Source organism: Aeromonas sp. S19(2024) (assembly GCF_041402625.1).
Classification (GTDB): domain Bacteria; phylum Pseudomonadota; class Gammaproteobacteria; order Enterobacterales; family Aeromonadaceae; genus Aeromonas; species Aeromonas caviae.
Map to the genome: position 1 here is coordinate 68,632 of NZ_JBGLQU010000005.1, position 25,637 is coordinate 94,268.

The 25,637-nt window shown below is 61.3% G+C and carries 25 protein-coding genes; 4 read left to right on the plus strand and 21 right to left on the minus strand.

What is annotated here, in order from left to right; translation table 11 throughout:
- Positions 1–45: 45 nt before the first annotated feature.
- Both ACB037_RS11860 and rpsU read right to left on the minus strand, forming a co-directional pair.
- Entirely contained in the window at positions 46–489 is a 444-nt protein-coding gene (locus ACB037_RS11860; protein WP_010675618.1) for a GatB/YqeY domain-containing protein, read from the minus strand.
- A gap of 15 nt (positions 490–504) precedes the next feature.
- Positions 505–720: a 30S ribosomal protein S21 gene (rpsU, locus tag ACB037_RS11865; protein ID WP_005309452.1), complete on the minus strand. Its 216-nt coding sequence runs from the start codon at positions 718–720 to the stop codon at positions 505–507.
- A gap of 179 nt (positions 721–899) precedes the next feature.
- On the opposite strand from rpsU, the gene tsaD reads away from it, so the two are divergent.
- Positions 900–1,913, plus strand: a complete 1,014-nt coding sequence (gene tsaD, locus ACB037_RS11870) for a tRNA (adenosine(37)-N6)-threonylcarbamoyltransferase complex transferase subunit TsaD (RefSeq protein WP_263719361.1) — start codon at positions 900–902, stop codon at positions 1,911–1,913.
- Positions 1,914–1,986: 73 nt separating this feature from the next.
- On the opposite strand, the gene rpoS is transcribed toward tsaD, so the two are convergent.
- The 14 genes from rpoS to rlmD form a co-directional block, all read right to left on the minus strand.
- Complete coding sequence (rpoS, locus tag ACB037_RS11875) at positions 1,987–2,970, minus strand: RNA polymerase sigma factor RpoS (RefSeq protein ID WP_052814807.1); 984 nt, start codon at positions 2,968–2,970, stop codon at positions 1,987–1,989.
- Positions 2,971–3,016: 46 nt separating this feature from the next.
- Entirely contained in the window at positions 3,017–4,087 is a 1,071-nt protein-coding gene (locus ACB037_RS11880) for a LysM peptidoglycan-binding domain-containing protein (protein ID WP_371175361.1), read from the minus strand.
- A 9-nt stretch (positions 4,088–4,096) separates the two neighbouring features.
- Positions 4,097–4,678, minus strand: coding sequence for a YqaA family protein (locus tag ACB037_RS11885; RefSeq protein ID WP_319860185.1), 582 nt, complete (start codon positions 4,676–4,678; stop codon positions 4,097–4,099).
- The gene (locus ACB037_RS11890) at positions 4,675–5,292 is read right to left on the minus strand and encodes a protein-L-isoaspartate(D-aspartate) O-methyltransferase (RefSeq protein ID WP_010675623.1); all 618 of its coding nucleotides are present in this window, start codon (positions 5,290–5,292) and stop codon (positions 4,675–4,677) included. Before ACB037_RS11890 ends, ACB037_RS11885 begins: the two co-directional genes overlap by 4 nt.
- Before the next feature lie 4 nt (positions 5,293–5,296).
- Complete coding sequence (gene surE, locus ACB037_RS11895; protein WP_104454747.1) at positions 5,297–6,058, minus strand: 5'/3'-nucleotidase SurE; 762 nt, start codon at positions 6,056–6,058, stop codon at positions 5,297–5,299.
- Positions 6,039–7,097, minus strand: coding sequence for a tRNA pseudouridine(13) synthase TruD (gene truD / locus ACB037_RS11900; protein ID WP_128296075.1), 1,059 nt, complete (start codon positions 7,095–7,097; stop codon positions 6,039–6,041). The genes surE and truD overlap by 20 nt, the downstream gene beginning before the upstream one ends.
- Positions 7,097–7,573, minus strand: coding sequence for a 2-C-methyl-D-erythritol 2,4-cyclodiphosphate synthase (ispF, locus tag ACB037_RS11905; RefSeq protein WP_010675626.1), 477 nt, complete (start codon positions 7,571–7,573; stop codon positions 7,097–7,099). The genes truD and ispF overlap by 1 nt, the downstream gene beginning before the upstream one ends.
- Positions 7,574–7,631: 58 nt before the next feature.
- Complete coding sequence (gene ispD / locus ACB037_RS11910) at positions 7,632–8,363, minus strand: 2-C-methyl-D-erythritol 4-phosphate cytidylyltransferase (protein WP_048208397.1); 732 nt, start codon at positions 8,361–8,363, stop codon at positions 7,632–7,634.
- Positions 8,356–8,673 (minus strand): cell division protein FtsB, encoded by a 318-nt coding sequence (gene ftsB, locus ACB037_RS11915; RefSeq protein WP_010675628.1) that lies wholly within the window; start codon positions 8,671–8,673, stop codon positions 8,356–8,358. Before ftsB ends, ispD begins: the two co-directional genes overlap by 8 nt.
- Positions 8,674–8,850: 177 nt before the next feature.
- Complete coding sequence (gene eno / locus ACB037_RS11920; RefSeq protein WP_043154803.1) at positions 8,851–10,152, minus strand: phosphopyruvate hydratase; 1,302 nt, start codon at positions 10,150–10,152, stop codon at positions 8,851–8,853.
- A gap of 89 nt (positions 10,153–10,241) precedes the next feature.
- Positions 10,242–11,879 carry a glutamine hydrolyzing CTP synthase gene (gene pyrG, locus ACB037_RS11925; RefSeq protein ID WP_039041042.1) on the minus strand — a complete coding sequence of 546 codons (1,638 nt, stop codon included), beginning with the start codon at positions 11,877–11,879 and terminating at the stop codon, positions 10,242–10,244.
- Between the two features lie 141 nt (positions 11,880–12,020).
- Entirely contained in the window at positions 12,021–12,818 is a 798-nt protein-coding gene (gene mazG, locus ACB037_RS11930; RefSeq protein ID WP_139737288.1) for a nucleoside triphosphate pyrophosphohydrolase, read from the minus strand.
- 171 nt (positions 12,819–12,989) lie between these two features.
- Positions 12,990–15,200, minus strand: a complete 2,211-nt coding sequence (gene relA / locus ACB037_RS11935) for a GTP diphosphokinase (protein WP_010675631.1) — start codon at positions 15,198–15,200, stop codon at positions 12,990–12,992.
- Between the two features lie 348 nt (positions 15,201–15,548).
- Positions 15,549–16,871 (minus strand): 23S rRNA (uracil(1939)-C(5))-methyltransferase RlmD, encoded by a 1,323-nt coding sequence (gene rlmD, locus ACB037_RS11940; RefSeq protein ID WP_139737290.1) that lies wholly within the window; start codon positions 16,869–16,871, stop codon positions 15,549–15,551.
- A 269-nt stretch (positions 16,872–17,140) separates the two neighbouring features.
- Here rlmD and barA point away from each other — a divergent pair, with 269 nt between their 5' ends.
- From barA to ACB037_RS11955, 3 genes are all read left to right on the plus strand, one after another.
- Positions 17,141–19,861: a two-component sensor histidine kinase BarA gene (barA, locus tag ACB037_RS11945; protein WP_043154810.1), complete on the plus strand. Its 2,721-nt coding sequence runs from the start codon at positions 17,141–17,143 to the stop codon at positions 19,859–19,861.
- Between the two features lie 64 nt (positions 19,862–19,925).
- Positions 19,926–20,411, plus strand: coding sequence for a DUF1456 family protein (locus tag ACB037_RS11950; protein WP_010675634.1), 486 nt, complete (start codon positions 19,926–19,928; stop codon positions 20,409–20,411).
- Positions 20,412–20,443: 32 nt separating this feature from the next.
- Positions 20,444–21,331, plus strand: a complete 888-nt coding sequence (locus tag ACB037_RS11955) for an N-acetylmuramoyl-L-alanine amidase (protein ID WP_371175362.1) — start codon at positions 20,444–20,446, stop codon at positions 21,329–21,331.
- A 141-nt stretch (positions 21,332–21,472) separates the two neighbouring features.
- Here ACB037_RS11955 and pdxJ read toward each other — a convergent pair whose 3' ends face one another.
- From pdxJ to lepB, 5 genes are all read right to left on the minus strand, one after another.
- On the minus strand, positions 21,473–22,210 hold the full coding sequence (gene pdxJ, locus ACB037_RS11960) for a pyridoxine 5'-phosphate synthase (RefSeq protein WP_043154814.1): 738 nt from the start codon (positions 22,208–22,210) through the stop codon (positions 21,473–21,475).
- A gap of 157 nt (positions 22,211–22,367) precedes the next feature.
- Entirely contained in the window at positions 22,368–23,078 is a 711-nt protein-coding gene (recO, locus tag ACB037_RS11965) for a DNA repair protein RecO (protein WP_039040537.1), read from the minus strand.
- Complete coding sequence (gene era / locus ACB037_RS11970) at positions 23,079–23,978, minus strand: GTPase Era (protein ID WP_010675638.1); 900 nt, start codon at positions 23,976–23,978, stop codon at positions 23,079–23,081.
- Positions 23,979–24,039: 61 nt separating this feature from the next.
- Positions 24,040–24,711, minus strand: a complete 672-nt coding sequence (gene rnc, locus ACB037_RS11975; protein WP_010675639.1) for a ribonuclease III — start codon at positions 24,709–24,711, stop codon at positions 24,040–24,042.
- Positions 24,712–25,635, minus strand: coding sequence for a signal peptidase I (gene lepB / locus ACB037_RS11980; protein ID WP_010675640.1), 924 nt, complete (start codon positions 25,633–25,635; stop codon positions 24,712–24,714). It abuts the gene before it with no gap.
- Between the last annotated feature and the right edge of the window lie 2 nt (positions 25,636–25,637).

The following is a 25,637-nucleotide window of genomic DNA, read 5'->3' on the forward strand; positions in this document are numbered from 1 at the left end:
CCAATGGGAAGCACGGCTTCTTCGACCAAACAAGAGAGTTGCCTGTTACGCCAAGCGGGTTTTCACCTGAGCACTGACGGCGCCGACATCGGCACGCCCCTGAATTTTTGGCTTCAAGACAGCCATGACTTTACCCATGTCAGCCATGACGGCAGCACCACTTTCAGTGATGGCTTGCTCGATCAGTGCGGCAATTTCGTCTGCGGTCAGCTGTTGTGGCAGGAACTCCTGCAGCACAACGATCTCGGCGGACTCTTTGTCGGCGAGATCCTGGCGACCGGCAGCTTCAAACTGGCTGATGGAATCGCGACGCTGTTTGACCATTTTGGTCACGACAGCGAGGATCTCTTCATCATTGAGCTCGACACGGGTATCGACTTCACGCTGCTTGATTTCTGCCATCAACAAGCGGATAGCACCCAACCGAGGCTTGTCTTTGGCAAGCATGGCGAGCTTTTGCTGATCCTTGAGTTGATCCTTCAGAGACACGGCATGATCCCTTGATTAGTACAGGCGGATACGACGTGCGTTTTCGCGGGACAGCTTCTTGGCGTGACGCTTGACAGCGGACGCTTTGGCGCGCTTGCGAATGGTAGTCGGCTTCTCGTAGAACTCACGGCTACGAACTTCGGACAGGATACCGGCCTTTTCGCAAGAACGCTTGAAGCGACGCAGAGCAACGTCAAACGGCTCATTTTCACGGACTTTGATTACTGGCATGTGCCTTTCACCTCAGTGATAAATTGTTAGCTGACCTTCAATCGATCAGCATGTCTTAAAATGGTGCGAAATTATACTCTGGACAGGGAATGAAAGTAAACCCGCAGAGATCGCTCTGGTTTAAAAAACCCGCGAAGGTTACCATAGCCGTCTCATTTTAGCAGTGAAATTTTTTAGCAATGCGTGTATTGGGCATAGAGACATCCTGTGACGAAACCGGGATCGCGATCTTCGATGATCAAAAAGGGATCCTTTCCCACCAGTTGTACAGCCAGGTCAAGCTGCATGCGGACTACGGCGGCGTCGTTCCCGAGCTCGCCAGCCGGGACCATGTACGCAAGACGATCCCCTTGATCCAGGCCGCCTTGAAAGAGGCCGGACTTGGCAAGGATGACATCGATGGCATCGCCTATACCGCGGGGCCAGGTCTGGTTGGCGCCATCCTGGTCGGGGCGACCATAGGCCGCTCGCTGGCCATGGCCTGGGACAAGCCGGCCATCGCCGTACACCACATGGAAGGTCACCTGCTGGCCCCCATGCTGGAAGAGCGAGCCCCCGAGTTTCCCTTCGTGGCGCTCTTGGTTTCCGGCGGGCACTCCATGCTGGTTCGGGTCGATGGCATCGGCAGCTACCAGCTGCTGGGCGAATCGATCGACGATGCCGCCGGTGAGGCGTTCGACAAGACCGCCAAGCTGATGGGTCTGGACTACCCCGGTGGTCCGCTGCTCTCCCGGCTGGCAGAAAAGGGCACCACTGGACGCTTTACCTTCCCGCGTCCCATGACCGACCGTCCCGGGCTCGACATGAGCTTCTCCGGTCTCAAGACCTTCGCCGCCAACACCATCACCGCCAACGGCGATGATGAGCAGACCCGTGCCGACATCGCCCGGGCGTTTGAGGATGCGGTGGTCGACACCCTGGCCATCAAGTGCCGTCGTGCCCTGAAAGAGACCGGTCTCAATCGCCTGGTCGTGGCAGGCGGCGTCAGCGCCAACCGTCATCTGCGCGCCCAGCTGGCCGAGCTGATGGAGAGCCTCAAAGGTGAAGTCTTCTACCCGCGCACCGAATACTGCACCGACAACGGCGCCATGATCGCCTATGCCGGCATGCAACGCCTGAAGGCGGGAGTCTTCGAACCCCTCGTCGTCAAGGCCGTGCCGCGCTGGCCGCTGGACACTCTGGATCCGGTGTGATCCGGAAGATCCACGACAAAAAGAAAGGGGCCTGCGGCCCCTTTTTCATCTTGATGACGGTATTCATACCCGTTTAATTGGTGCGGAACAGCGCCTCAATGGAGAGCCCCTGCCCCAGCAGGATTTCCCGCAGACGGCGCAACCCTTCCACCTGGATCTGGCGCACCCGCTCGCGGGTCAAACCAATCTCGGCGCCCACGTCTTCCAGGGTGGCCGGTTCATAGCCGAGCAGACCGAAACGGCGGGCCAGCACTTCGCGCTGCTTGGGATTCAGCTCCTCCAGCCAATGCACTATGCTGCTGCGCATGTCATCTTCCTGGGACTCCAGCTCGGGCCCCATGCCGCGCTCGTCGGAAAGTACATCCAGCAGCGCCTTGTCGCGATCGCCACCAATGGGAGTATCCACCGAGGTGATCTTCTCGTTGAGCTTGAGCATGCGATTCACATCGTCCACAGAGCGATCCAGTGCAGAGGCTATATCCTCGGCGGTCGGCTCATGGTCGAGACGATGGGAAAGCTCGCGCGCAGTGCGCAGATAGACGTTCAGCTCCTTGACCACATGGATGGGCAGACGAATGGTACGGGTCTGGTTCATGATGGCACGCTCTATGGTCTGGCGGATCCACCAGGTGGCATAGGTAGAGAAACGGAAGCCTCGCTCGGGGTCGAACTTCTCGACGGCGCGGATAAGGCCGAGGTTGCCCTCTTCGATGAGATCCAGCAGCACCAGGCCGCGGTTGTTGTAGCGCCGGGCAATCTTGACCACCAGGCGCAGGTTGGATTCGATCATGCGCTTGCGCGCCGCTTTGTCGCCACGCAGGGCACGGCGGGCGTAATAGACTTCCTCTTCGGCCGTGAGCAAGGGGGAGAAGCCTATCTCCCCCAGATAGAGCTGGGTGGCGTCCATTACCTTGTTCAGCTCTGGCGCCATCAGTTCATCGGAAATGGTCTCTTCGGCTTCGGCCACCACTTCCTGAACCTCTTCTTCCTCCTGAACCTCCAGCTCCTCGTCGAACTCTAACTCTGCATCCTGCATTACCAGTTGTTCTTGGCTCATGATATCTCTCCCTGACCTACACCAGAGTAAGACTCAGCTCTCTGAGTTAACGCTTTGGCAAATAGCCCATCGGGTTGATCGACTTGCCTTTGTACCGGATTTCAAAGTGCAAGCGCACATCCGGCGCATCCGTGCTACCCATATTGGCGATAACCGCTCCGCCCTTCACGGTGTCTCCCTCCTTGACCTTCAACTCATCGTTGTGAGCGTAGGCGGAGAGGTAGTCATCGTTGTGCTTGAGAATTATCAGCTTGCCATAACCTCGCAGTGCACTGCCCGCATAGACCACTTTGCCGCTGCTCGCAGCGTAAATGGGTTGGCCCTTCTGTCCGGAAATGTCGATGCCCTTGTTGCCTTGTTCCGCAACGGAGAAGCCTTCAACGATCCGCCCTTTGGTCGGCCAATGCCAGGAGAGTGTTGACGAGGAACTGACGGTTTTTTGTTCTTTCGCCTGAGCGTATGCTGTTGACGAGGCAGGAGCAATCGTTTTCTGAGCAATAAATGGTGTGGTCGTACCTGCCGGAGCCGTGGCCAGGGGTTTGGGCCCCGTGCTGGTCACAACCGGTGTGGTTGCTGCCACCATCTGACCACTCGAGGAACCCGCTCCCCCCACATTGAGCACCTGGCCCACGTGCAATGCATAAGGAGCCTGGAGGTTGTTGCGCTGGGCCAAGGCCTGGTTGGAGAGACCGAACTGGCGACCGATGCTGCTCAAGGTATCGCCACGGCGCACTTCGTAACTGCCAGACCCCGTCACGCTGCCACGACTGACAGGGCTGCCGACGGTTGCCACCGCCATGGGGGCGGAAGCGCCATCGAGCCTGAGCTGCTGGCCGGGATAAATGTTATAGGGGGGAGTGATGCCATTGATGCTGATAAGCGAAGCCACATCCATGCCAGAACGAAATGCAATGGAGTAGAGAGTGTCTCCTTTGACCACGGTGTACCCGTTGCCTGCAATGCCGGGCTTGGTCATACCTTGACGCACGGGGATGGTCGAAGCGACCTGATCATTGCCCAGGCTGTGCACCGGAGCCGCAGTCTTGCTGGAGGAACAGGCAAGCAGCAGCCATGACAACACGACGACACCGCTACCTTGCCAAACACGCGAACACATAGTGGATCCTTAACGACTAAACCAGAAATAGGCCGCAACGGCCAAACCAATACAGAGCCAGCCCAGCACATCCACATAGTGCATCAGCTTGCGCTCCATCTTCTCGCCGCCCCAGCGCATCAGACCTGCAACCAGGAAGAAGCGCATGCCACGACCGATCAGCGAGGCCAGGATGAAAGGCAACAGTGCCATGTGGAGCAAGCCAGCCGTGACGGTAAACACCTTGTAGGGGATCGGCGTGAAGCTGGCAATAAAAATAACCCAGATGCCCCACTGCGCGAACCACTGCTCGGCCAGGGCAATCTTGTCCTCATAGCCAACCGAGGTCACCAGCGGCTGCACCACAGGCTCCCACAGGGCATAGCCGAGCAGATAACCAAAAAGGGCGCCCAACACCGAAAAGAGGGTGGCCAGCGCGGCATAGTGCCAGGCGCGATGAGGTTTGCCGAGCGCCATGGGCGCCAGCATCACATCCACCGGGATGGGCCAGAAGATGGATTCAATAAAGGCGGTGATGGCCAGATACCAGGGGGCATACTTGTGGCGTGCCCACTGCATCACCAGAACATAAAGGCGGGAAAACAACTTCACTCGACATCTCCGTCAATCAGGGGAACGAAACGTACCGGCTCCAGGATCCGGCTGGTGAGCTGGGAGCCCGATCGCTCGATGAGCTGCAGGGTCTGCTGGCCATCACCCACCGGCAACACCAGACGACCACCGTCAGCCAGCTGATCGGTCAGGGCCTTGGGGACCTCACTGGCCGCCGCCGTCACCAGAATGGCGTCAAAAGGGCCCTTGTTGGGCCAACCTAGCCACCCATTACCATGCTTGGCCGACACATTGTGCAGATCGAGCTGGCGCAATCTGCGCCGGGCCTGAAACTGCAGCGACTTGATCCGCTCCATGGTGTAGACATGCTCCACCAGGTGGGCCAGTACCGCCGTCTGGTAGCCCGATCCCGTCCCGATCTCCAGCACATGGGCTGGATCGTTCTGGATCAGCAGCTCGGTCATGCGCGCCACGATGTAAGGCTGGGAGATGGTCTGCCCATGGCCGATGGGCAGGGCAGTATTGTCCCAGGCCTTGTGGGCCATGGCCTCATCCACGAACAGCTGGCGCGGCACCTTCGCAATCGCCGCCAATACGCGGAAATCGCGGACATCCTGGGCAATCAGTTGATTCAACAGGCGCTGTACTATCACAACGTCATCCCTGCAGATCCAGCCACGCGCCCAGGGTCGACAGACTGCCGTAGGCCGTCATGTCGATGGTCAGGGGAGTGATGGAGACATAACCCTGCTCGATGGCGGCAAAGTCCGTTCCCTCTCCCGCATCCTGCTGGTTGCCGGGGGGGCCAATCCAGTAGACGGGCTGACCACGGGGATCCTCGGTGCGGATCACCGACTCCGCCCGGTGGCGATTGCCAAGACGCGTCACCCTGATCCCCTTGATCTGCTCGAGCGGCAGGTCCGGCACATTCACGTTGAGGATCTGATCCGCAGGCAACGGATGCACCATCAGCCCCCGCACCAGCTTGGCGGCGTAGTGGGCCGCACTGGCGAAATGAGTCTTGCCCACCAGCGATACGGCGATGGAGGGGAAACCAAGATGACGCCCTTCCGTCGCGGCCGCCACCGTCCCCGAGTAGATGACGTCATCCCCCAGGTTGGCCCCGTGATTGATACCGGCCACCACCATGTCGGGCTCAGGGCGCAACAGTTCGTTGACCGCCAGATGAACGCAGTCGGTCGGCGTCCCCTTGACCGCATAACTCTTGATGCCGTGAAAACTGGACGCATCGAGGCGGGTGACCCGCAGCGGCACTTCCAGCGTCAGGGAGTGGCTGGCACCGCTGCGGTTGCGATCCGGTGCCACCACCACGACCTCGCCACAGGCACGCAACGCCTCGCTGAGGGCGCGAATGCCCTCGGCGTGTACCCCATCGTCATTACTGACCAGAATTCGCATCGGTTGAGTTCCTGAAACCGTGATCGGCCTCTTCGGCCAGCATTAACTCTCGTACCACGCTGGTGGCAAAGGCACCGGCAGGCAGGAAGAACGACAGGGTCAGCACCTCGTCCTCCCGTTGCCAGCTCATCTGCTCCGGCTTGAGCAGCAGCGGGCGCCTGTCCTGATCCAGCCCGGCTTTCTCCAGTCCTTCGCACCAGTCACCATAAGGAGCCAGCACTTCTTGCTCGAACTCGGCAGCCGCGCCCTGGCTCGCCAGACGGCCACGGCCCCACTGGGGAGCGGTCAGCTGCACGTCTCCGGAGGCAAGGCGTGCCTCCAGCTCGGGAGTCACGCTCTCTTCGCTGAAGATGGAGTGGCTGCCCTTGAGCATCACGCAGTCGCCTGCCAGCAGCTGATGGGCCAGTCCCTGCTCGATGCGGGCGCTGACGATGGCATTGAACAGCATGCTGCGGGCGGCGGACAGATAGAGGGAGCGCTTGTTGCGATCCTTGATCCGTTTGCCGGCGAACATCGCCTTGGCGGCCTCCAGGTTGTTGCCACCTCGGCCGAAACGCTGCTCGCCGTAGTAGTTGGGCACCCCCTGGGTTGCTATCGCCTGCAAACGGGATTCCAGCCCGTCGGCCTGCTCCAGCCCGGTGAGACGCAGGGTGAAGTGGTTGCCCTTGAGATAGCCGACCCGCAGCTTCTTGTTGTGGCGCTTCACCTCAAGGATCCGGATGTTGTCGTTCTCGATGACCGAGAGATCCGGCTCGCCCTTGCCCGGCAGATGGATGCCGAACCACTGTTCGGTCACCGCATGGCGATCTTTCAGACCAGCCCAGGTCACTGCATTGCGGGCAACCCCGGCCGCATCGGCCAGCAGGCCAGCCACCCAGGCGGTATTCTCGCCGGTTTTACGTACCCGGACGAAGATGTGTTCACCCTCGCCGCAAGGTTCGAACCCGAGATCTTCATTGACCACGAAGTCGGCGGCCTCGGCCTTGAGGATGCCGCGAGCAGTGGGCGTCCCGTGCAGATAGGCAAGTTGTTCAAGCATCATTGTTTCACCAGCAAGACGACGGCTTCGGTGGCGATCCCTTCCTTGCGCCCCGTGAATCCGAGTTGTTCGGTGGTGGTCGCCTTGACGTTCACCCGGTTCAAATCACATTGCAGATCCGCGGCCAGCACGGCGCACATGGCGTCGATATGGGGGGCCATCTTGGGGGCCTGGGCGATGATGGTCACATCCAGGTTGCCGATGGCATAACCTGCGAGCTGCACGCGGGCAAAGACATCCCGCAGCAGGATGCGGCTGTCGATGCCCTTGAATTCGGCGGCGGTATCGGGGAAGTGGCGGCCGATGTCGCCAGCGCCGATGGCCCCCAGCAGGGCATCGCTCACCGCATGCAGCACCACGTCACCATCGGAGTGGGCCAGCAGGCCCTGTTCATAGGGCACTGCCACCCCGCCCAGCATGCAGGGACCGACCCCGCCAAACTTGTGAACATCAAAACCATGTCCGATCCGCATCATGCCTGCGCCCTCCTCAATACACGGAAATCTGTCTCATCAAAACCATGTCCGGTGCGGATCATGCCTGCTCCTCTGGGGATGAATCGGGTCGTGCCGACCGGCACGCACGTTGTTGCTGTAAATAGAGCCCGGCCAGGGAGAGATCTTCCGGCCGGGTCACCTTGATGTTGTCGGCCCGCCCTTCCACCATGCGCACGGGGAAACCGGCGCGTTCCATGGCGGAGGCTTCATCCGTGATGGCAGCGCCGAGCGCCAGCCCCTCCTCCAGCGCCCGCTTGAGGGGGCGGACCAAAAACATCTGGGGCGTCAGGGCATGCCAGAGCTGCTCGCGATCCACGGTGGCGAGGATATTGCCGGCCGCATCGGTGCGCTTCATGGTATCGCGCACCCGGCTGCCGAGGATGGCACCGCCAGAGGCCATGGCGGCAGCAATGAGCGCATCGAGATCCTCGTGGGTCAGACAGGGCCGGGCGGCGTCATGCACCAGTGCCCACTCCCCTTCTGCCACGTGCAACGCATTGAGCACGGAGAAGGCGCGCTCGCTTCCCCCTTCCACTCGCAGCACCCGCGGATCGGTGGCCACGGTCAAGGTCTCAAACCAGCGGTCGTGGGGCGCCAGCGCCACGATCACACGGGCGATGGCGGGATGGGAGAGCAGACGCTCCAGGGTATGCTCCAGAATGCATTTCCCTGCTAGGGACAGGTACTGCTTGGGGCAACTGGCCCCCATGCGACTGCCAATACCGGCAGCCGGGACGATGGCGGTCAGGCCGCTCAGGCTATCAGTCATCGTAGGGGGCACCATCAGGCTCCGTCACCTGATCCTTTTCTTTGGGAATGATTCGGTAGAAGGTCTCGCCCTGCTTGATGTAGCCAAGATCGTTGCGCGACAACTCCTCGATGGCCTCAAGGCCAGAGGTAAGATCGTCGATTTCCCGGTAAATCAGACTGTTGCGATCCTTGAGTACCAGGTTGTCCTGTTGCTGCCGCTCAATGGCGGTGGAGAGTTCCCGATAGTCGGAGAGGCCGTTTTTCCCCAGCCAGAGGTCATATTGCAGCCCTCCCAACAGGAGGAGCAGGATAAGAGTGAGTAGCCGCATGCACTGAGTCTCCTTCAAGCGGCCTAGTTTCCCATATTCGCAGGCAAGACAAAAGAAAGCCTGTGTGCCGGATGGGTTGGTCGGAATAAAAAATGCAGGTCGCACACGCCCATAAGCGCAGAACGAAAAAGCCCCGCCAGGTGGCGGGGCTTTTTGAAGCATGAACGCAGGCGAAAATTAAGCCTGGTTCTTCACTTCTTTCAGACCACGGAACGGAGCCTTGGCACCCAGGGCTTCTTCGATACGGATCAGCTGGTTGTACTTGGCAACACGGTCAGAACGGCTCATGGAACCGGTCTTGATCTGGCCAGCAGCGGTACCCACAGCCAGGTCGGCGATGGTCGCGTCTTCGGTCTCACCGGAGCGGTGGGAGATGACGGCAGTGTAGCCAGCGTCTTTGGCCATCTTGATGGCAGCCAGAGTTTCGGTCAGGGAACCGATCTGGTTGAACTTGATCAGGATGGAGTTGGCGATGCCGTTGTCGATACCGCGCTTCAGGATCTTGGTGTTGGTTACGAACAGGTCGTCACCCACGATCTGGATTTTCTTGCCCAGTTCGGCGGTCTGGTAGGCGAAACCTTCCCAGTCGGATTCGTCCAGGCCATCTTCGATGGAGACGATCGGGAACTTGGTGGTCAGGTCAGCCAGGAAGTCGGAGAAACCGTTGGAGGTGAAGATACGACCTTCGCCCTTCAGGTTGTACTCTTTCTTCTCTGCGTCGTAGAACTCGGACGCAGCGCAGTCCATGGCCAGGGTGATGTCGGTGCCCAGTTTGTAACCGGCAGCAGCAACGGCTTCAGCGATCACTTCCAGCGCTTCGGCGTTGGATTTCAGGTTCGGAGCGAAACCACCTTCGTCACCGACGGCAGTGTTGTAGCCCTTGGACTTCAGCACTTTGGCCAGGTTGTGGAACACTTCTGCGCCCATGCGAACGGCTTCTTTCAGGGTCTTGGCGCCAACCGGCTGGATCATGAACTCCTGGATGTCGACGTTGTTGTCGGCGTGCTCACCACCGTTGATGATGTTCATCATGGGCAGCGGCATGGAGTAGACACCCGGGGTGCCATTCAGCTCGGCGATGTGGGCGTACAGCGGCATGCCTTTGGCAGCAGCGGCAGCTTTGGCGTTGGCCAGGGAAACAGCCAGGATGGCGTTGGCGCCGAACTTGGATTTGTTCTCGGTACCGTCGAGGTCGATCATGATCTGGTCGACAGTGGCCTGGTCCTTGGCATCTTTACCCAGCAGAGCCTGAGCGATCGGGCCGTTGACGGCTTCGATGGCTTTCAGCACGCCTTTACCCAGGAAACGGCTCTTGTCGCCGTCACGCAGTTCCAGCGCTTCGCGGGAACCGGTGGACGCGCCAGACGGAGCGGCTGCCATACCAACAAAACCACCTTCCAGGTGAACTTCGGCCTCAACGGTCGGGTTACCACGGGAGTCGATGATTTCACGACCGATCACTTTAACGATCTTGGACATGTGTATTTCCTCAGGTTTCGTAAAAAAACAACAAAAATATGCCAAAAAAAGCGGCTGTGGCACAGAGCCCCAACCGCATTTATTTTCAATTACTTCAAATTACGCTTCTGATACTCGCCCGCCGCCTTCACAAAACCGGCGAACAGGGCGTGGCCATCACGGGGAGTCGAGGTGAACTCCGGGTGGAACTGCGCGGCCACGAACCAGGGGTGATCCGGGATCTCGATGATTTCCACCAGCTTCTTGTCGGCGGAGAGACCGGTCACCTTCAGACCTGCCGCTTCAATCTGCGGCAGCAGCTTGTTGTTCACTTCATAACGGTGACGGTGGCGCTCGTAAATGGTCGGGCTGCCGTACATCTGACGCACCTTGGAGTCTTCCACCAGGTGGCAGAGCTGGGAGCCCAGACGCATAGTACCGCCCAGATCGGACTTCTCGGTCCGGGTCTCGACGTTGCCTTCGTCATCCACCCACTCGGTGATGAGACCGACCACGGGGTACGGGCTGTCTTTCTTGAACTCGGAGGAGTGAGCCCCTTCCATGCCCGCCACGTTGCGGGCGTATTCGATCAAGGCAACCTGCATGCCCAGGCAGATACCGAGGTAGGGGATCTTGTTCTCGCGGGCATATTTGGCGGCCAGGATTTTGCCTTCCACACCGCGCTCGCCGAAGCCACCCGGCACCAGGATCGCATCCAGACCTTCCAGCAGCTCGGCGCCACGGGTCTCGATGTCCTGGGAGTCGATGTACTTGATGTTGACGGAGAGACGGGTCTTCAGGCCACCGTGCTTGAGCGCTTCGTTGACGGACTTGTAGGCATCCGGCAGGGAGACATACTTGCCCACCATGCCGATGGTGACTTCGGCAGTCGGGTTGGCCTCTTCATAGATGACCTGTTCCCACTCGGCCAGGTCGGCTTCTTTGCACTCGATGCCGAAGCGCTCGGTGATGTAGCCGTCCAGCCCCTGGGATTTCAGCAGCGCCGGGATCTTGTAGATGGAATCGACATCCTTCATGGAGATGACGGCGCGCTCGGGCACGTTGCAGAACAGGGCGATCTTGGCACGCTCGTTGGCCGGAATGGCGCGGTCGGAGCGGCAGATCAGCACATCCGGCTGGATACCGATGGAGAGCAGCTCCTTCACGGAGTGCTGGGTCGGCTTGGTCTTCACCTCGCCGGCGGCGGCCAGGTAAGGAACCAGGGTCAGGTGCATGAACATGGCATTGTTGCGACCCACGATGGCCGCCAGCTGACGAATGGCTTCAAGGAACGGCAGGGACTCGATGTCGCCCACGGTACCGCCCACTTCGACGATGGCAACCTGATGGCCTTCGGCACCGGCAATCACCCGCTCCTTGATGGCGTTGGTGATGTGCGGGATCACCTGGATGGTGGCGCCCAGATAGTCACCACGACGCTCCTTGCGCAGCACGTCCGCATAGATGCGGCCGGTGGTGAAGTTGTTGCGGCGGGTCATCTTGGTGCGGATGAAACGCTCGTAGTGGCCCAAATCCAGATCGGTTTCGGCCCCGTCCTCGGTTACGAACACTTCACCATGCTGGGTCGGGCTCATGGTGCCCGGATCCACGTTGATGTACGGGTCCAGTTTCATGATGGTCACATCCAGACCACGGGCTTCCAGAATGGCTGCCAGAGAAGCTGCGGCAATGCCTTTGCCGAGGGATGAAACAACGCCACCAGTCACAAAAATATATTTGGTCGTCATGCTGAACCTGAAAGAAGTTTAGGGAATTTTAAGGGGTGCTTCGGGGATGAAGCAGGACGGGGAAACAGTATACCAAAACCCCCACTCCCAAACAATGAACAAAAATCTATCAGGCTCCCCGCCGCCCCGTCTTGCGCCAAATCAACTTTGCTCGGTTTCCTTGGCCTTGTTCCAGGCCTCGTCCAGCTTCTCCAGGGAGCAATCCGTCATTTTCAGACCTTCTGCGGCAATAAAGTGTTCAACCTGACGAAAACGACGCTCAAACTTGGTGTTGGCAGCCCTCAGCACCTGCTCGGGATCCTTGCCCAGATGGCGCACCAAGTTGACGGTGGCGAACAAGAGATCACCGAGCTCGTCGCTCACCCGCCCCTCGTCCACATCCGCCATCAACACCTCTTCCATCACCTCGTCGATCTCCTCGTGGATCTTGTCCACCACGGGCCCCAGCGTTTTCCAGTCAAAACCGACGGTAGCGCAGCGCTTCTGGATCTTGGCGGCCCGGGTCAGGGCAGGCAGGGAGAGGGGGATATCGTCCAGCACGCTCTCCTTGTCGAGCGCCGCCCGCTCTTTGGCCTTTTCCGCCTCCCAGTTCGCTTTTACCGCCTGCTCGTCACCCAGGTCGGCATCGGAGAAGACATGGGGGTGGCGTCGAATGAGCTTCTCGCTCACGGTCTCGACGATGTCGGCAAAGTCGAACAATCCCTGCTCCTTGCCGAGCTGGGCATAGAACACGACCTGGAACAGTAGATCACCGAGCTCCCCCTTCAGCCCTTGCCAATCTTCGCTCTCGATGGCATCCGCCACCTCGTAGGCCTCCTCCAGGGTGTGCGGCACTATGGTCTGGAAGCTCTGCTTGAGATCCCAGGGGCAGCCCCCGTTCGGGTCACGCAATCTGGCCATGATGTCGAGCAGTTGGGGAAGGTCGTAGCGTTGGGACATGGGCAACTCACTTTCGATTCGGTAAATGGGGTTCATGAATATCCGCTCACGCCACTGTTCCAGATGATATGGAGCCATGGCGGACGGAGATGGGGCGCATGATATCCGTCTTCAATGCTCTACAAGGAGGGAGAAAATGCAGACCGGCCACTGGGGCCGGTCGGTTGAGCATTACAGCCGCTTGGCGCTGATCACGTCGTTGAGCTGACTGAGCTTGGCCAACGCCCGGTTGAAGGCGTTGATGTTGTAAATCTCCAGCTCCATGTCTATTTCGGCGGTCTGCTCGCGCACGTTGGAGCGCGAACGCACTCCCATCACGTTGATCTTCTCGTTGGCGAGCACGGTGGTGATGTCGCGCAGCAGGCCGGATCTGTCGTTGGAGAGAATACGGATGGTGAGACCGTAACCGCCGGAGTAGTTCTCCCCCCAGACCGCATCGATCAAGCGCTCCGGGTTGCGACGCGACAGCTCCTTGAGCTGCTCGCAATCTTCCCGGTGGATGGAAACCCCGCGTCCCATGGTGATGAAGCCCTGGATGGCGTCCCCCGGGATGGGCTGGCAGCAGCGGGCGATGTGAGTCATCAGGTTGCCCACCCCTTCCACCACGATGTGATCCTTGGGTTTGGGGCGGAAGGGCACATTGGCCTTCTGCTCCAGCTTCTCCAGCAGACGGCGATCTTCTTCTTCCGCCGTCGGCTTGTTGTAGCGGGTGTCCAGATAATTGAGCAGCTGGTTGATGCGGATGTCGCCGCTGCCGATACCGGCCAGCAAATCTTCCAGCTCCTCCGCATGGAAGCGCTCCAGCACTACCTTGTCCACCTTGGAGAGGGTGAGGTTGTGTCTGTCCAGCTCTTTCTCCAGCAGCTCCTTGCCGGCGGCGATGTTCTTGTCCCGGTCCAGCTTTCTGAACCAGGTGGCCACCTTGGCCCGCGCCCGGCTGGAGCGCAGGAAGCCGGCGTTCGGGTTCATCCAGTCGCGGCTCGGGTTTGGCTCCTTCTGGGTGATCACCTCCACCTGGTCGCCGGTCTGCAGCGTATAGGTGAAAGGCACGATGCGACCGTCGATCTTGGTGCCGATGCAGCGGTGACCGATCATGCTGTGCACGTGATAGGCGAAGTCGAGCGGCGTCGCCCCTGCCGGCAGGTCGATGACATCGCCCTTGGGAGTGAAGACATAAACCCTGTCCTCGAACACCTGACTGCGCAGATCGTCCAGCAAGGAGCCGCTCTCCGAGAGGTCCTCCTGCCAGGCGAGGAGTTTGCGCAGCCATTCGATCTTGTCTTCGAAGGTGCTGGTCTTGGCAGCGGCCTGGGCCCCTTCCTTGTAGCGCCAGTGCGCAGCCACACCGAGCTCCGCATCCTGATGCATCTGCTCGGTACGGATCTGGATCTCCACTGTCTTGCCCTCCTCCCCCACCACCACGGTGTGGATGGACTGGTAGCCATTGGGCTTGGGGTTGGCGACATAGTCGTCAAATTCGCGGGGAATATGGTGGAAATGGGTGTGAACGATACCGAGCGCCGCGTAGCAATCCTGCAGCCGCTTGGTGATCACCCGCACCGCGCGCACATCGAACAGCTCGTTGAATTCGAGGTGCTTCTTCTGCATCTTGCGCCAGATGCTGTAGATGTGTTTCGGTCGGCCATAGACCTCGGCCTCGACACCAGCCTCGGCCAGGGCATCGCGCAGAGACTGCACGAATTCGCGGATGTAGCGCTCGCGGTCGAGCCGTTTTTCGTCCAGTTGCTTGGCGATCTGCTTGTAGGTGTCCGGGTGCAGGTATCGGAAGGCGAGATCCTCGAGCTCCCACTTGAGCTGACCGATACCGAGGCGGTTCGCAAGGGGGGCATAGATGTTGGTGATCTCCTGGGCCATCAGCACCCGGGTCTCCTCATCCGCCTTCTTCGCCTCACGCAGGCAGGCGATGCGCTCCGCCAGCTTGATGACCACGGCGCGCACGTCCTCGACCATGGCGAGCAGCATGCGGCGCACGTTGTCCACCTGCTCCGGCGAGGTTTCGCTGCGGTGAAGGGTTTGCAGGGAGCGGATGGCCTCCATCTCCAGCACCCCTTCCACCAGCTTGGCGATCTTGGGGCCGAAGTCCTCGTTCACCTTTTCCTGGCTGATGAGACCGGCTTCGACGAAGGGATAGAGAATGGCGGCCTTGAGGGTGGCGAGATCCATGCTGAGCATCAGCAGGATGCCCACCATCTCGACCCCGCGCACCAGCAGGCGGTTGGTGAGCGCTTCGTCACCCAGGGTCAGGCAATACTGGTAGACGGTTCGCAGCTGATTCTTGTCACTTTCACTCAGGGTAAGGGAACTGACCCACTCATCCAGAGTGAAATTGTCTTTCAAATGAATATCGCGCACCGCAACCATGGTATCAATCCTTAAAAGTGTGGGGTCGAAAGCCGATGCTCTCCTCATCCCCTCATCAACTGATGACTGCCTCAAATGGGGATGCATGAAAGAGTTTTCAAGGCATGTCACCGCGCAAGGTGACAGGGCTCTTCCCCGCATCCGATCCACTATCGACGACCTAGATTACCCTAATCACTCCCGCTCAAACAGCGCTGCCGCCGCTGGAAAACCAAGATAACCGCATTCTGCCCTGCCCGTTGAAGGCAGCGAAAAACACCTGTTTTACCTCACTCTGGCAGCATCATGCACATCGAAAATCATCACGACCGCATCTTGATTCATCCAGAATAATGCGGTCGCCTCGACTCAGCCCCGTTCGAACAGCGCCATGGACTCCAGATGACCGGTGTGGGGGAACATGTCCAGCATCCCCAGACGGGTCAGCTTGTAGCCCCCCTGCACCAGCACCTGACTGTCACGGGCCAGGGTGACCGGGTTACAGGAAACATAGACCACCCGTTTGGGGGAAAGTGCCGCCACGTGGCTCATCACCTCCAGCGCCCCGGGTCTGGCCGGATCCAGCAGTACCAGATCGAATCCTTCCCGGGCCCAGGACATGCCCACGATGTCACCGCTCAAGTCCGCCTTGTAGAAGCGGGCGTTGTCGATGCCGTTGCGGCGGGCATTCTCCTGTGCACGCGTCACCATGGCGAGCTCCCCTTCCACCCCCACCACTTCGCGGGCCTGACGGGCCAGCGGCAGGGTGAAGTTGCCGATGCCGCAGAAGAGGTCCAGCACCTTGTCATCCTTGCCTGCGTCGAGCCAGCTCAATGCCTGCTCCACCATGCGCTGGTTGACGGGCCCGTTGACCTGGATGAAGTCGCCGGGAGCGAATGCAAGAGACAGGCCATCCAGCGTGTAACTTGGCTGAGACTGTTGACGCAGAGGTTCGATCTGCTCGTCCGCCGCCTGCAGATAGAGGTCTATCCCCTGGGCGGTGGCAAACTCGGTCAAGTGCGCCCGATCCGCCTCGGTGGGGCGACCGGTGTGGCGCAGCAGCATCAGAATGCCCTGCTCCCCCTGAATGAGTTCCGCATGGCCCAGTTCGCGCTGGCTCTTCAGCCGGTTGAGGCATTCGCGCAGAGGGGCGATAAGGGCGGAGAGGGGCTCGGCCAGCACAGGACAACCGGCAATCTCTACCAGATCGTTCGACTGGCGACGACGAAAGCCCACCCGGGTGCAGCGACCGTTCTTGTCAAACTTGATGGCCAGACGGCAGACCCGGCGGTAGGCGCGGGACTCCCCCGTCAGCGCAGGTGCCAGCGTAGGCGCCTGGATGTTGCCAAGGCGCTCGAACAGGCTGACCAGTCCAGCCTCCTTGGCCGCCAGCTGCTCTCTCTCTCCCAGGTGCTGGGCACTGCAACCGCCACACTCGCGATAGTGGTCGCAGAAGGGGGCGACCCGGTTGGCCGCCGGGGTCACCACCTGTTGCAGGGCGGCGTGGGCATAGTGCTTCTTGTCGTCGATGATGCGGGCCTTGATGGCCTCGCCGGGCAGCGCCCCTTCGACGAAGATGGCCTTGCCCTGATGACGGCCGATGCCGACACAGTGGTGATCCAGACTGTCTACCGTAAATTCAATACGTTGGGGCTGGGTGGATTTCTTTTGGGGCTTGAAAAACTGGGCCATAAAACTTGGTGCCTATAGGTGGCTATGTCATGATTGTGGAATCTGCGGCAGACCATTGTCCCACAAGAATAATCGTATGACCAAATACGGCCTGAGGGCCCCAGCCGCGGCATCCGCCCCATCGTCCATTCTGACCAAAAGTGGCCCATTGATATGACCGGATACGGCCTGAGACCCCGTACAGCGACATTGACTGTATTGCCTGCCCGACCCCGGTGCCTGCATGCGCCCCGGGTCATGGCTTCTCTTGCGAAAGGCGGGTCGGCGGCATGACCAAGTACGGTCTCAGGGCCCGGGTGCTGGCCTTCACCATCTTGCCGACCCTCATCATCGGCGGCCTCATCGCCGGCTATTTCACTTTCCACCGCTATCAGCAGCTGGAAAACAACCTCATCGATCAGGGCATCAACATCATCGAGCCCCTGGCCATCGCCAGCGAATACGGCATGACACAGCACAGCCGCGAATCCCTCAAGCGGCTGATCGGGCTCACCCATCGCAAGAACTCGCCCTTCATCAAGTCCATCGCCGTCTTCACCCAGGAGAACCAGCTGTTCGTGACGTCCAACTACCACAGGGACTTCAGCCAGCTTCGTCTGCCGGACGGCAGCGTCATCCCGGCCCTGACCAGCGTCTCCGTCAACGGCGATGACATCATACTGCGCACCCCCATCCAGGCAGAGACCAGCCTGGACGGCTTCCCGCTGCCAAGCGACCTGGAGCCGCCGGTCATCGGCTACATCTCCATGCAACTCGCCACGGACAGGGCCATCGTCCTGCAGTACCGCGACGCCTTCTTCGCGGTCATCATCGTGCTCATCGGGCTGGCCATCAGCGCCCTGTTCGGCTTCCGTCTGGTCAAGAGCGTGACCCAGCCCATCACCGACATGGTGCAGGCGGTGCACCGGATCAGGGAGGGGCGACTCGATACCCGGGTCAGCGGCCAGCTCACCGGCGAGCTGGACATGCTCAAGAACGGCATCAACGCCATGGCCAAGGCGCTCTCCGAATATCACGAGGAGATGCAGCAGAACATCGATCAGGCGACGTCGGATCTGCGGGAGACCCTCGAGCAGATCGAGATCCAGAACGTCGAGCTCGACATGGCGAAGAAGCGCGCCCAGGAGGCGGCCAGGGTCAAGTCCGAGTTCCTCGCCAACATGTCCCACGAGCTGCGCACCCCGCTCAACGGGGTCATCGGCTTCACCCGCCAGCTGCTCAAGACCAGCCTGACCCCGAGCCAGACCGACTACATGCAGACCATCGAGAAGTCGGCGCGCAACCTCCTTGGGATCATCAACGACATCCTCGACTTCTCCAAGCTGGAGGCGGGCAAGCTGCAGCTCGAGCACATCCCCTTCAGCCTGCGGGACACCCTCAACGAGACCATGCACCTGCTGGGGCCGAGCGCCCACGACAAGCAGCTCGAACTCTCCCTCCAGGTGGATGCCGCCGTGCCGGACTACCTCACCGGCGACCCCATGCGCCTGCAGCAGGTGCTCACCAACCTCACCGGCAACGCCATCAAGTTCACCGAGCGCGGCAACGTGGACGTGCGTGTCGAGCAGACCGGGGAATCGAACGGCAACAAGGTGCGCCTGCGGGTGCTGATTCGCGATACCGGCATCGGCATCTCGGAAGAGCAGCAGCGCCAGTTGTTCCAGGCCTTCAACCAGGCAGACTCCTCCATCTCCCGCCGCTATGGGGGCACCGGGCTCGGGCTCGTCATCACCCAGAAGCTGGTGCAGCAGATGGGGGGCCAGATCCGCTTCGAATCCGAACTCGGCAAGGGGTCGGTCTTCTCGTTCCACCTGGATCTGGATGTCTCGCCCCTGCCCCAGAGCGAGCGGCTTCCGCTGGATCGCATCCAGGGCAAGCGGGTCTGGCTGCTGGAGCCGGATCCCTTCACTCACGCCTCCCTGCTCGCCCTGCTGGGAGAGTGGCACCTGGATGTGCACTCCCTGACGGTGGACGAGGAGTGGCCCCCGATGAGCAGCCAGGACATGGTGCTCATCGGCAGCAGCACCCTGCACAGCCCACAGCAGGTGATTGCCCGTCTCGACGGACTGGACGGCCAGCAGAACACCATAGTGCTGCTCAGCAGCCACGAGCCGGCCCTCTACGACGCCATGCTGGCCCACGGCGCCGTCCACTGCCTCTCCAAGCCCATCAACCATCGCAAGTTGCTGCACGCCCTGCTCTCCCCCGAGGCGGTACGCCGTGCCCCCCTGCCCGCGCCGACGCCGCGCAGCGTGCAGGCTGTCAAGGTGCTGGCGGTGGATGACAACGCCGCCAACCTCAAGCTCATCGCCGCCATGCTCAAGGAGATGGTGACCGAGGTGGTGGTGTGCAAGAACGGCAAGGAGGCGGTCAACCTGGCCCAGAGCCAGCCGTTCGACATCATCTTCATGGATATCCAGATGCCCGTCATGGACGGCATCAGCGCCACCCAGGCGATCCGCCACCACTCCCTCAACACCGAGACCCCCATCGTCGCGGTCACCGCCCATGCCATTCCCGGTGAGCGGGAGCGCCTCATTCGCCAGGGCATGGACGACTACCTGGCCAAACCCATCGACGAGGGGATGCTGGCGCAGCTCATCACCGACTTCGCCCACCGGCGGCACCAGAATCACGGGGATCAGCAGATAGACTGGCCCCTCGCCGTGCGTCAGGCCGCCGGCAAGCCAGCCCTCGCCCGGGAGATGCTGACCATGCTGCTGGCCAGCTTCGACGAGGTGGAGCCCATCCTGGCGGCGGCGCTGGAAGGGAGTGCCGAGGATGCAGACGTGCTGGCCCAGCTCCACCGCCTCAACGGTGGCTGCGCCTACTCCGGGGTGCCGGGTCTGCAACGCCTGCTCTCCCAGCTCGAGCAGCAGCTGCGCGACGGGGTCGCCGTGAGCGATCTGGAACCCGAATTGCTGGAGCTGCAGGATGCCCTGGAGCAGGTGAGGCAGGAGGCCCCCCGCTACCTGGCCCTGACCGACTGAGGCGCTTTTTCTGACTGGACAGGCGGCAGGTGGTAACATCTGCGCCGTTTCCACAGGAGTCAACATGACCAACAACGATATTCTGCGCCGCCTGCGCTATGCCCTCAGCATCAGCAACGACCAGATGGTCGAGATCTTTGCCAAGGGCAATCTGGCCATCACCCATGCCCAGTTGCACGGCTGGCTGATGAAAGAGGCCGAAGAGGGTGAGGCACAGGAAGCGGGCTTCGCCGCCTGCCCGGACTCGGCACTGAGCCAGTTCCTCGACGGCTTCATCGCCCTGCGCCGCGGTGTGCGGGAAGATGCCCCGCCCCAGGTGATCCCGAACCGGATCAACAACAACCTGATCCTGCGCAAGCTGCGCATCGGCCTCAACTACAAGGAAGAGGAGATGCTGGGCACCCTCAAGCTCGCGAACTTCAACCTCTCCAAGTCCGAGCTGAGCGCCCTGTTCCGTGCCAGGGATCACAAGCACTATCAGGATTGCGGGGATCAGATCCTGCGCAACTTCCTGATTGGCCTCACCGCCAAATACAGGCCCGGGCCCTGATGACCGCCTTCGGCCAGGTGCGAGGCTAGACCATGGGCTGGCGCCGCCTGCTGGCTCCACGCCCGGCGAGCGGCGGCGCGTGCCGGTTCGCGGCGCGCTGGCGCTGGTCACTGCCCCTCATCCTGCTGCTCGGCGCCTGCCAGCCTGCGCCCTATCGTCTCAATCAGGAGCATCAGAGCGCCAGCCAGAACGAGCGCATCGCCTTTCTCATCCTGCACTACACGGATGAAGAGGATGCCCGCTCCCTGCTCCTGCTGACCGAGCCGGAGCACAAGGTGAGCGCCCACTACCTGATCCCCCGCGACACCGACGAGCAACCGTTCCCGGTCTACCAGCTGGTGCCCGACAGCCAGCGGGCCTGGCACGCCGGACGCAGTCGCTGGCATCACTACGCCGGGCTCAACGCCAGTTCGCTCGGCATCGAGATAGTGAATCTCGGGTATGACGAGAAAGACGCGGCCCTGCCCGCCCATCTGAGACACTGGCAACCCTATCCCCCTGCCCAGATCGCCGCCCTCGGCGCCCTCGCCCGGGATCTGGTCGAGCGCTACCAGATCCCCCCCACCCAGGTGCTGGCCCACAGCGATGTCGCCCCCGAGCGCAAGCAGGATCCCGGCCCCCGGTTCCCCTGGCGCGAGCTCGCCCTGCGCTACGGTGTCGGCGCCTGGCCCGACGAGGCCCGGGTGGCCGAGCTGCGCCAGACGCAGCTCATCCCCTGGGATGCGCTGCAATGGCAGCAGCAGCTTGCCCGTTACGGCTACGGCCTACCCCAGCACGGCGCCTGGGATGAGCAGAGCCGCGCCGTCCTGCGCGCCTTCCAGCTTCACTTTCGCCCCGCCCTGGTCACCGGCGAGCCGGATGCCGAGTGCCAGGCCATCCTCACCACCCTGCTGGAGCGCTACTTCCCGGAGCCAGGCTGAGGCGCCCCTTCCCTTTCGCCCTCTGCACACGGATGCCCGGCCCCATGCCAGATGAGCACGGGGTTCACCCCGCCTTCCACTCCTGAAAACCACAAGGGACGCCGAAGCGTCCCTTGTGGTTTTCATACCTGCGAAGCGGCATCAGATCCCCTGACGGGCTTCCTGCATCAGAGCACGCATGTCGCTGACCGCCTTGGCCAGACCGTCGAAGGCGGCGCGACCGATGATGGCGTGACCGATGTTGAGCTCATAGAGCTCGGGGATGGCGGCGATAGCCTTGACGTTGTGGTAGTGCAGGCCGTGACCCGCATTGACCTTCAAGCCCTTGCCTGCGGCGTAGGATGCACCGGCGGCGATGCGCTTGAACTCGGCGTTGCGCTCGGCATCCGTGGTGGCATCGGCGTAGCGGCCGGTGTGGATCTCGATGAAGGGAGCACCGCTCGCGGCGGCCGCATCGATCTGCAAAGGATCCGCATCGATGAAGAGCGACACCTGGGAGCCCACGGCGGCCAGGCGGGTCACCGCATCGGTCACCTTGTCCAGCTGGCCCGCCACGTCCAGACCACCCTCGGTGGTCACCTCGGTGCGCTTCTCCGGCACCAGGCAGACGAAGTGGGGCTTGATGCGGCAGGCGATGCCGATCATCTCCTCGGTCACCGCCATCTCCAGGTTCATCCTGGTCTGGATGGTCTGGCGCAGGATCTCCACGTCCCGGTCGGTGATGTGGCGGCGATCTTCCCGCAAGTGGACCGTGATGCCATCGGCACCGGCCTGCTCGGCCACGAAGGCGGCCTGTACCGGATCCGGATACTGGGTGCCGCGGGCGTTGCGCAGGGTCGCGATATGGTCGATGTTCACACCCAGGTAGATCTCGCTCATTGCTTACTCCTTGATACAGGTCATCTGTGAATGCCGGAGCGGGTGGTGCCCGCTCCTCTGTCCATGTGCCGCCGCAGGCCGGTTCTGGCCACGGCGACAGCATTATTGTTCATGAAAGGCGATGTCATAAACACAAAACATCACCAGATAATAAAAATCAGCTTGAAACACTGCCTTTTCGCTTCAAAAAGAGCTCCCTGCTCTTCAGTTGACGCTTGCCGAGATAGGGCTGCAGCGCCAGCCGGCTGAAACGCTTGGCCGCCTGCAGCAAGGGAGGCGTGTCGAAACGCCCCTCGGCGAAGGCCAGCAGGTGGGCGCCGAGGAACAGGGTACGGGGATCCGGCGCCCGCTCGCAAGCGACAAAGCCGAGCTCCCGCTCGAAGCCGTAGAGCAGGGTGGGGTCGATGGGGGAGTCGTCGTCCGCGGCATATTCGAAGTCCACCGCGTAGCCCAGGGCCTGCAGCAGCAGGAACTCGAAGCGGCGCAGGGGCAGCTCCGGGGTCTCGCCGTCCGCCAGGGCCATGATGGCACGGGCATAGGCGTCGAACACCTCGGGGAAGGGGGTGTGCGCTTCCAGCAGGTAGTAGACCAGCTCGTTGAGATAGAGGCCGTAGAAGAGACGATCCCCCCCGAGGCGCAACGAGTGATCCGGGCACTCCACCTGGGTGAGGTTCTTGAGATCCCCCTTGCCGCGCCAGGCAATGGTGAGCAGGGTGAAGGGCTGAAGCAGCCCCTTCAGAGAGGAGCGTGGCCCGCGGGAACCGCGAGCCACCAGGGTGAATCGACCGCTATCCTGGGTGAAGACCTCGACCAGCTGGCTGGTCTCCCGATAGGGCCGACTGTGGATGACGAAAGCCGGGGTCAGCAATCAGTCGTCGCCATACCCGAGGCTGCGCAGGGCCCGCTCGTCGTCGGCCCAGCCGGACTTGACCTTGACCCACAGCTCGAGATGCACCTTGTTCTGGAACAGCCGTTCCATGTCGATGCGCGCCTCTGTGCCGATGGTCTTGATCTTCTCGCCCTTGTTGCCGATGACCATTTTCTTCTGGCCTTCGCGCTCCACCAGGATGAGCCCGTGGATGTGGTAGAGACCGTTTTCCTCGACCTTGAAGCGCTCGATCTCCACCGTCACCGAATAGGGCAGCTCCTCGCCGGTGAAGCGCATCAGCTTCTCGCGGATGATCTCGGAGGCCATGAAGCGGGAAGAGCGGTCGGTCACGTAATCTTCCGGGAAGAAGTGGACGTTCTCCGGCAGCAGATCCTTGGCCCACTCGCGGATCTTCTCCACGTTGGTGCCCTTCTCGGCGCTGATGGGCAGGATGTGGGCAAAGTTCATCTGCTGACCCAGCCACTCGAGGTGCGGCAGCAGATCCTCTTTTTCCTTGACGTTGTCGATCTTGTTGACCGCCAGCACCACGGGGCACTTGAGGTGGCGCAGCTTGCCCAGCACCATCTCGTCATCCTTGGTCCAGTGGGTGCCGTCCACCACGAACACCACCATGGCCACGTCCCCCAGGGAACTGGTGGCGGCGCGGTTCATCAGACGGTTGATGGCCCGCTTCTCCTCGATGTGCAGACCCGGGGTATCCACATAGATGGTCTGATGGTTCTCCTCGGTGTCGATCCCCAGGATCCGGTGACGGGTAGTCTGGGGCTTCTTCGAGGTGATGCTGACCTTCTGGCCGAGCAACTTGTTGAGCAGGGTGGACTTGCCCACGTTGGGGCGGCCCACGATGGCGACAAAGCCGCAATAGGTGGTATCTGTCATGACCGCGTTCCCAATGCTGATGGAGTGAAAAGAGCGCACAGTGCCGGATCCGTCATGGTGCTCATGACAGCCGTTCCAGTGCTTGCTGCGCCGCGGCCTGTTCGGCCTTGCGGCGGCTGGAGCCGATCCCGACCAGGGGGCCATCCAGCCCATCCACTTCGCACTGGACGGTGAACTCCTGGTTGTGGGCCTCGCCCTTGACGTTGGTCACCGTGTAGGTCGGCAGGGATTTGCGGCTGCCCTGCAGGATCTCTTGCAGACGGGTCTTGGGATCCTTCTGTTCGATTCCGGGCTTGATCTCGCCAAGGCGGCTGGCATACCAGCCGAGCAGGAGGCTTCGCACCCGCTCCAGATCCGTGTCCAGATAGATGGCGCCGATCACCGCCTCGACGGTGTCGGCCAGGATGGACTCGCGGCGAAAGCCGCCGCTTTTCAGCTCCCCCGGCCCCAGGATCAGGTGATCCCCGAGGTCGAACTCCCGGCCCAGCTCGGCCAGCGTCTTCTCGCGCACCAGGGTGGCGCGCATCCGGCTGAGATCCCCTTCCGCCGCCTGCGGGAAGCGGTGGAAGAGGTCATCGGCAATCACCAGACTCAGGATGGAGTCCCCCAGAAATTCCAGGCGCTCGTTGTGACGGGACCCTGCGCTGCGATGGGTCAGTGCCCGGGTCAGCAGCTCAGGATCCTGAAAGACATGCCCGAGACGGGACTGCAGTCTGTTCATCTTGATATTCATTTACTTGATTCCGCCAATGCGGTTGAAGCGCACACCGGTCGGCACCCAGCTCGGCAAGCTGGACCCTTCCTCGCGCTCGAATTCGAAACTGATCCAGATGGCGACCGCCTTGCCCACCAGGTTCTGCTCGGGCACGAAGCCCCAGAAACGGCTGTCGGTGCTGTTGTCGCGGTTGTCACCCATCACGAAATAGTGGCCTTCCGGCACTACCCACTCGTCGGGGTAGGTGCCGGGCTGGCGATAGTAGCGGTCCACCAGGTCCGGCATCAGCGGGTTGCGCAAGGTCTCGTGGGAGACATCGCCCAGCTGTTCGGTGTAGCGATCCAGCGGGATCCCCATCTGGCTGAACTCGCCGCGCTGCTCGAACTTGACGTCCAGCTTCTGGAAGCCGGGGCACGTTTTCCCTTCCTGCTCATCGCACTTGGGCCGGATCATCAGCTCCTTGTTGCGATAGATGACCCGATCGCCGGGCATGCCGACCACCCGCTTGATGTAGTCCACCCGGGTATCCAGCGGATACTTGAAGACCACCACATCACCGCGCTTCGGCTCACCGGTCTCGAGGAACTTGGTGTTGGTCACCGGGTCCTTGAGGCCGTAGGCAAACTTCTCCACCAGGATGAAGTCGCCCACCAGCAGGGTCGGCATCATGGAGCCGGACGGGATCTGGAACGGCTCGAAGATGAAGGAGCGCAGGATCAGCACCAGCGCGATCACCGGGAAAACCCCGCCGGTCTGTTCGATCCAGACCGGCATGGGGGCCACCTTGGCCAGTGTCTTCTCGTCCACATCCGGACCGGCATTGGCACGGGCGGCGGCAATCTTGGCTGCCCGCTGCTTGGCCCAGACCAGCTTGTCGAGCGTCCAGATGATGCCGGTCAGCAGGGTGACGACGACGAGGATCAGGGAAAAGGTGCTTGCCATCG

What these genes read in the sequence shown, in the direction of transcription:
- rpsU (WP_005309452.1), bottom strand. Translation starts at nt 720, where the DNA reads ATGCCAGTAATCAAAGTCCGTGAAAATGAGCCGTTTGACGTTGCTCTG.
- tsaD (WP_263719361.1), top strand. Translation starts at nt 900, where the DNA reads ATGCGTGTATTGGGCATAGAGACATCCTGTGACGAAACCGGGATCGCG.
- rpoS (WP_052814807.1), bottom strand. Translation starts at nt 2,970, where the DNA reads ATGAGCCAAGAACAACTGGTAATGCAGGATGCAGAGTTAGAGTTCGAC.
- ACB037_RS11880 (WP_371175361.1), bottom strand. Translation starts at nt 4,087, where the DNA reads ATGTGTTCGCGTGTTTGGCAAGGTAGCGGTGTCGTCGTGTTGTCATGG.
- surE (WP_104454747.1), bottom strand. Translation starts at nt 6,058, where the DNA reads ATGCGAATTCTGGTCAGTAATGACGATGGGGTACACGCCGAGGGCATT.
- truD (WP_128296075.1), bottom strand. Translation starts at nt 7,097, where the DNA reads ATGCTTGAACAACTTGCCTATCTGCACGGGACGCCCACTGCTCGCGGC.
- ispF (WP_010675626.1), bottom strand. Translation starts at nt 7,573, where the DNA reads ATGATGCGGATCGGACATGGTTTTGATGTTCACAAGTTTGGCGGGGTC.
- ispD (WP_048208397.1), bottom strand. Translation starts at nt 8,363, where the DNA reads ATGACTGATAGCCTGAGCGGCCTGACCGCCATCGTCCCGGCTGCCGGT.
- ftsB (WP_010675628.1), bottom strand. Translation starts at nt 8,673, where the DNA reads ATGCGGCTACTCACTCTTATCCTGCTCCTCCTGTTGGGAGGGCTGCAA.
- eno (WP_043154803.1), bottom strand. Translation starts at nt 10,152, where the DNA reads ATGTCCAAGATCGTTAAAGTGATCGGTCGTGAAATCATCGACTCCCGT.
- pyrG (WP_039041042.1), bottom strand. Translation starts at nt 11,879, where the DNA reads ATGACGACCAAATATATTTTTGTGACTGGTGGCGTTGTTTCATCCCTC.
- mazG (WP_139737288.1), bottom strand. Translation starts at nt 12,818, where the DNA reads ATGTCCCAACGCTACGACCTTCCCCAACTGCTCGACATCATGGCCAGA.
- relA (WP_010675631.1), bottom strand. Translation starts at nt 15,200, where the DNA reads ATGGTTGCGGTGCGCGATATTCATTTGAAAGACAATTTCACTCTGGAT.
- rlmD (WP_139737290.1), bottom strand. Translation starts at nt 16,871, where the DNA reads ATGGCCCAGTTTTTCAAGCCCCAAAAGAAATCCACCCAGCCCCAACGT.
- barA (WP_043154810.1), top strand. Translation starts at nt 17,141, where the DNA reads ATGACCAAGTACGGTCTCAGGGCCCGGGTGCTGGCCTTCACCATCTTG.
- ACB037_RS11950 (WP_010675634.1), top strand. Translation starts at nt 19,926, where the DNA reads ATGACCAACAACGATATTCTGCGCCGCCTGCGCTATGCCCTCAGCATC.
- ACB037_RS11955 (WP_371175362.1), top strand. Translation starts at nt 20,444, where the DNA reads ATGGGCTGGCGCCGCCTGCTGGCTCCACGCCCGGCGAGCGGCGGCGCG.
- pdxJ (WP_043154814.1), bottom strand. Translation starts at nt 22,210, where the DNA reads ATGAGCGAGATCTACCTGGGTGTGAACATCGACCATATCGCGACCCTG.
- era (WP_010675638.1), bottom strand. Translation starts at nt 23,978, where the DNA reads ATGACAGATACCACCTATTGCGGCTTTGTCGCCATCGTGGGCCGCCCC.
- rnc (WP_010675639.1), bottom strand. Translation starts at nt 24,711, where the DNA reads ATGAATATCAAGATGAACAGACTGCAGTCCCGTCTCGGGCATGTCTTT.
- lepB (WP_010675640.1), bottom strand. Translation starts at nt 25,635, where the DNA reads ATGGCAAGCACCTTTTCCCTGATCCTCGTCGTCGTCACCCTGCTGACC.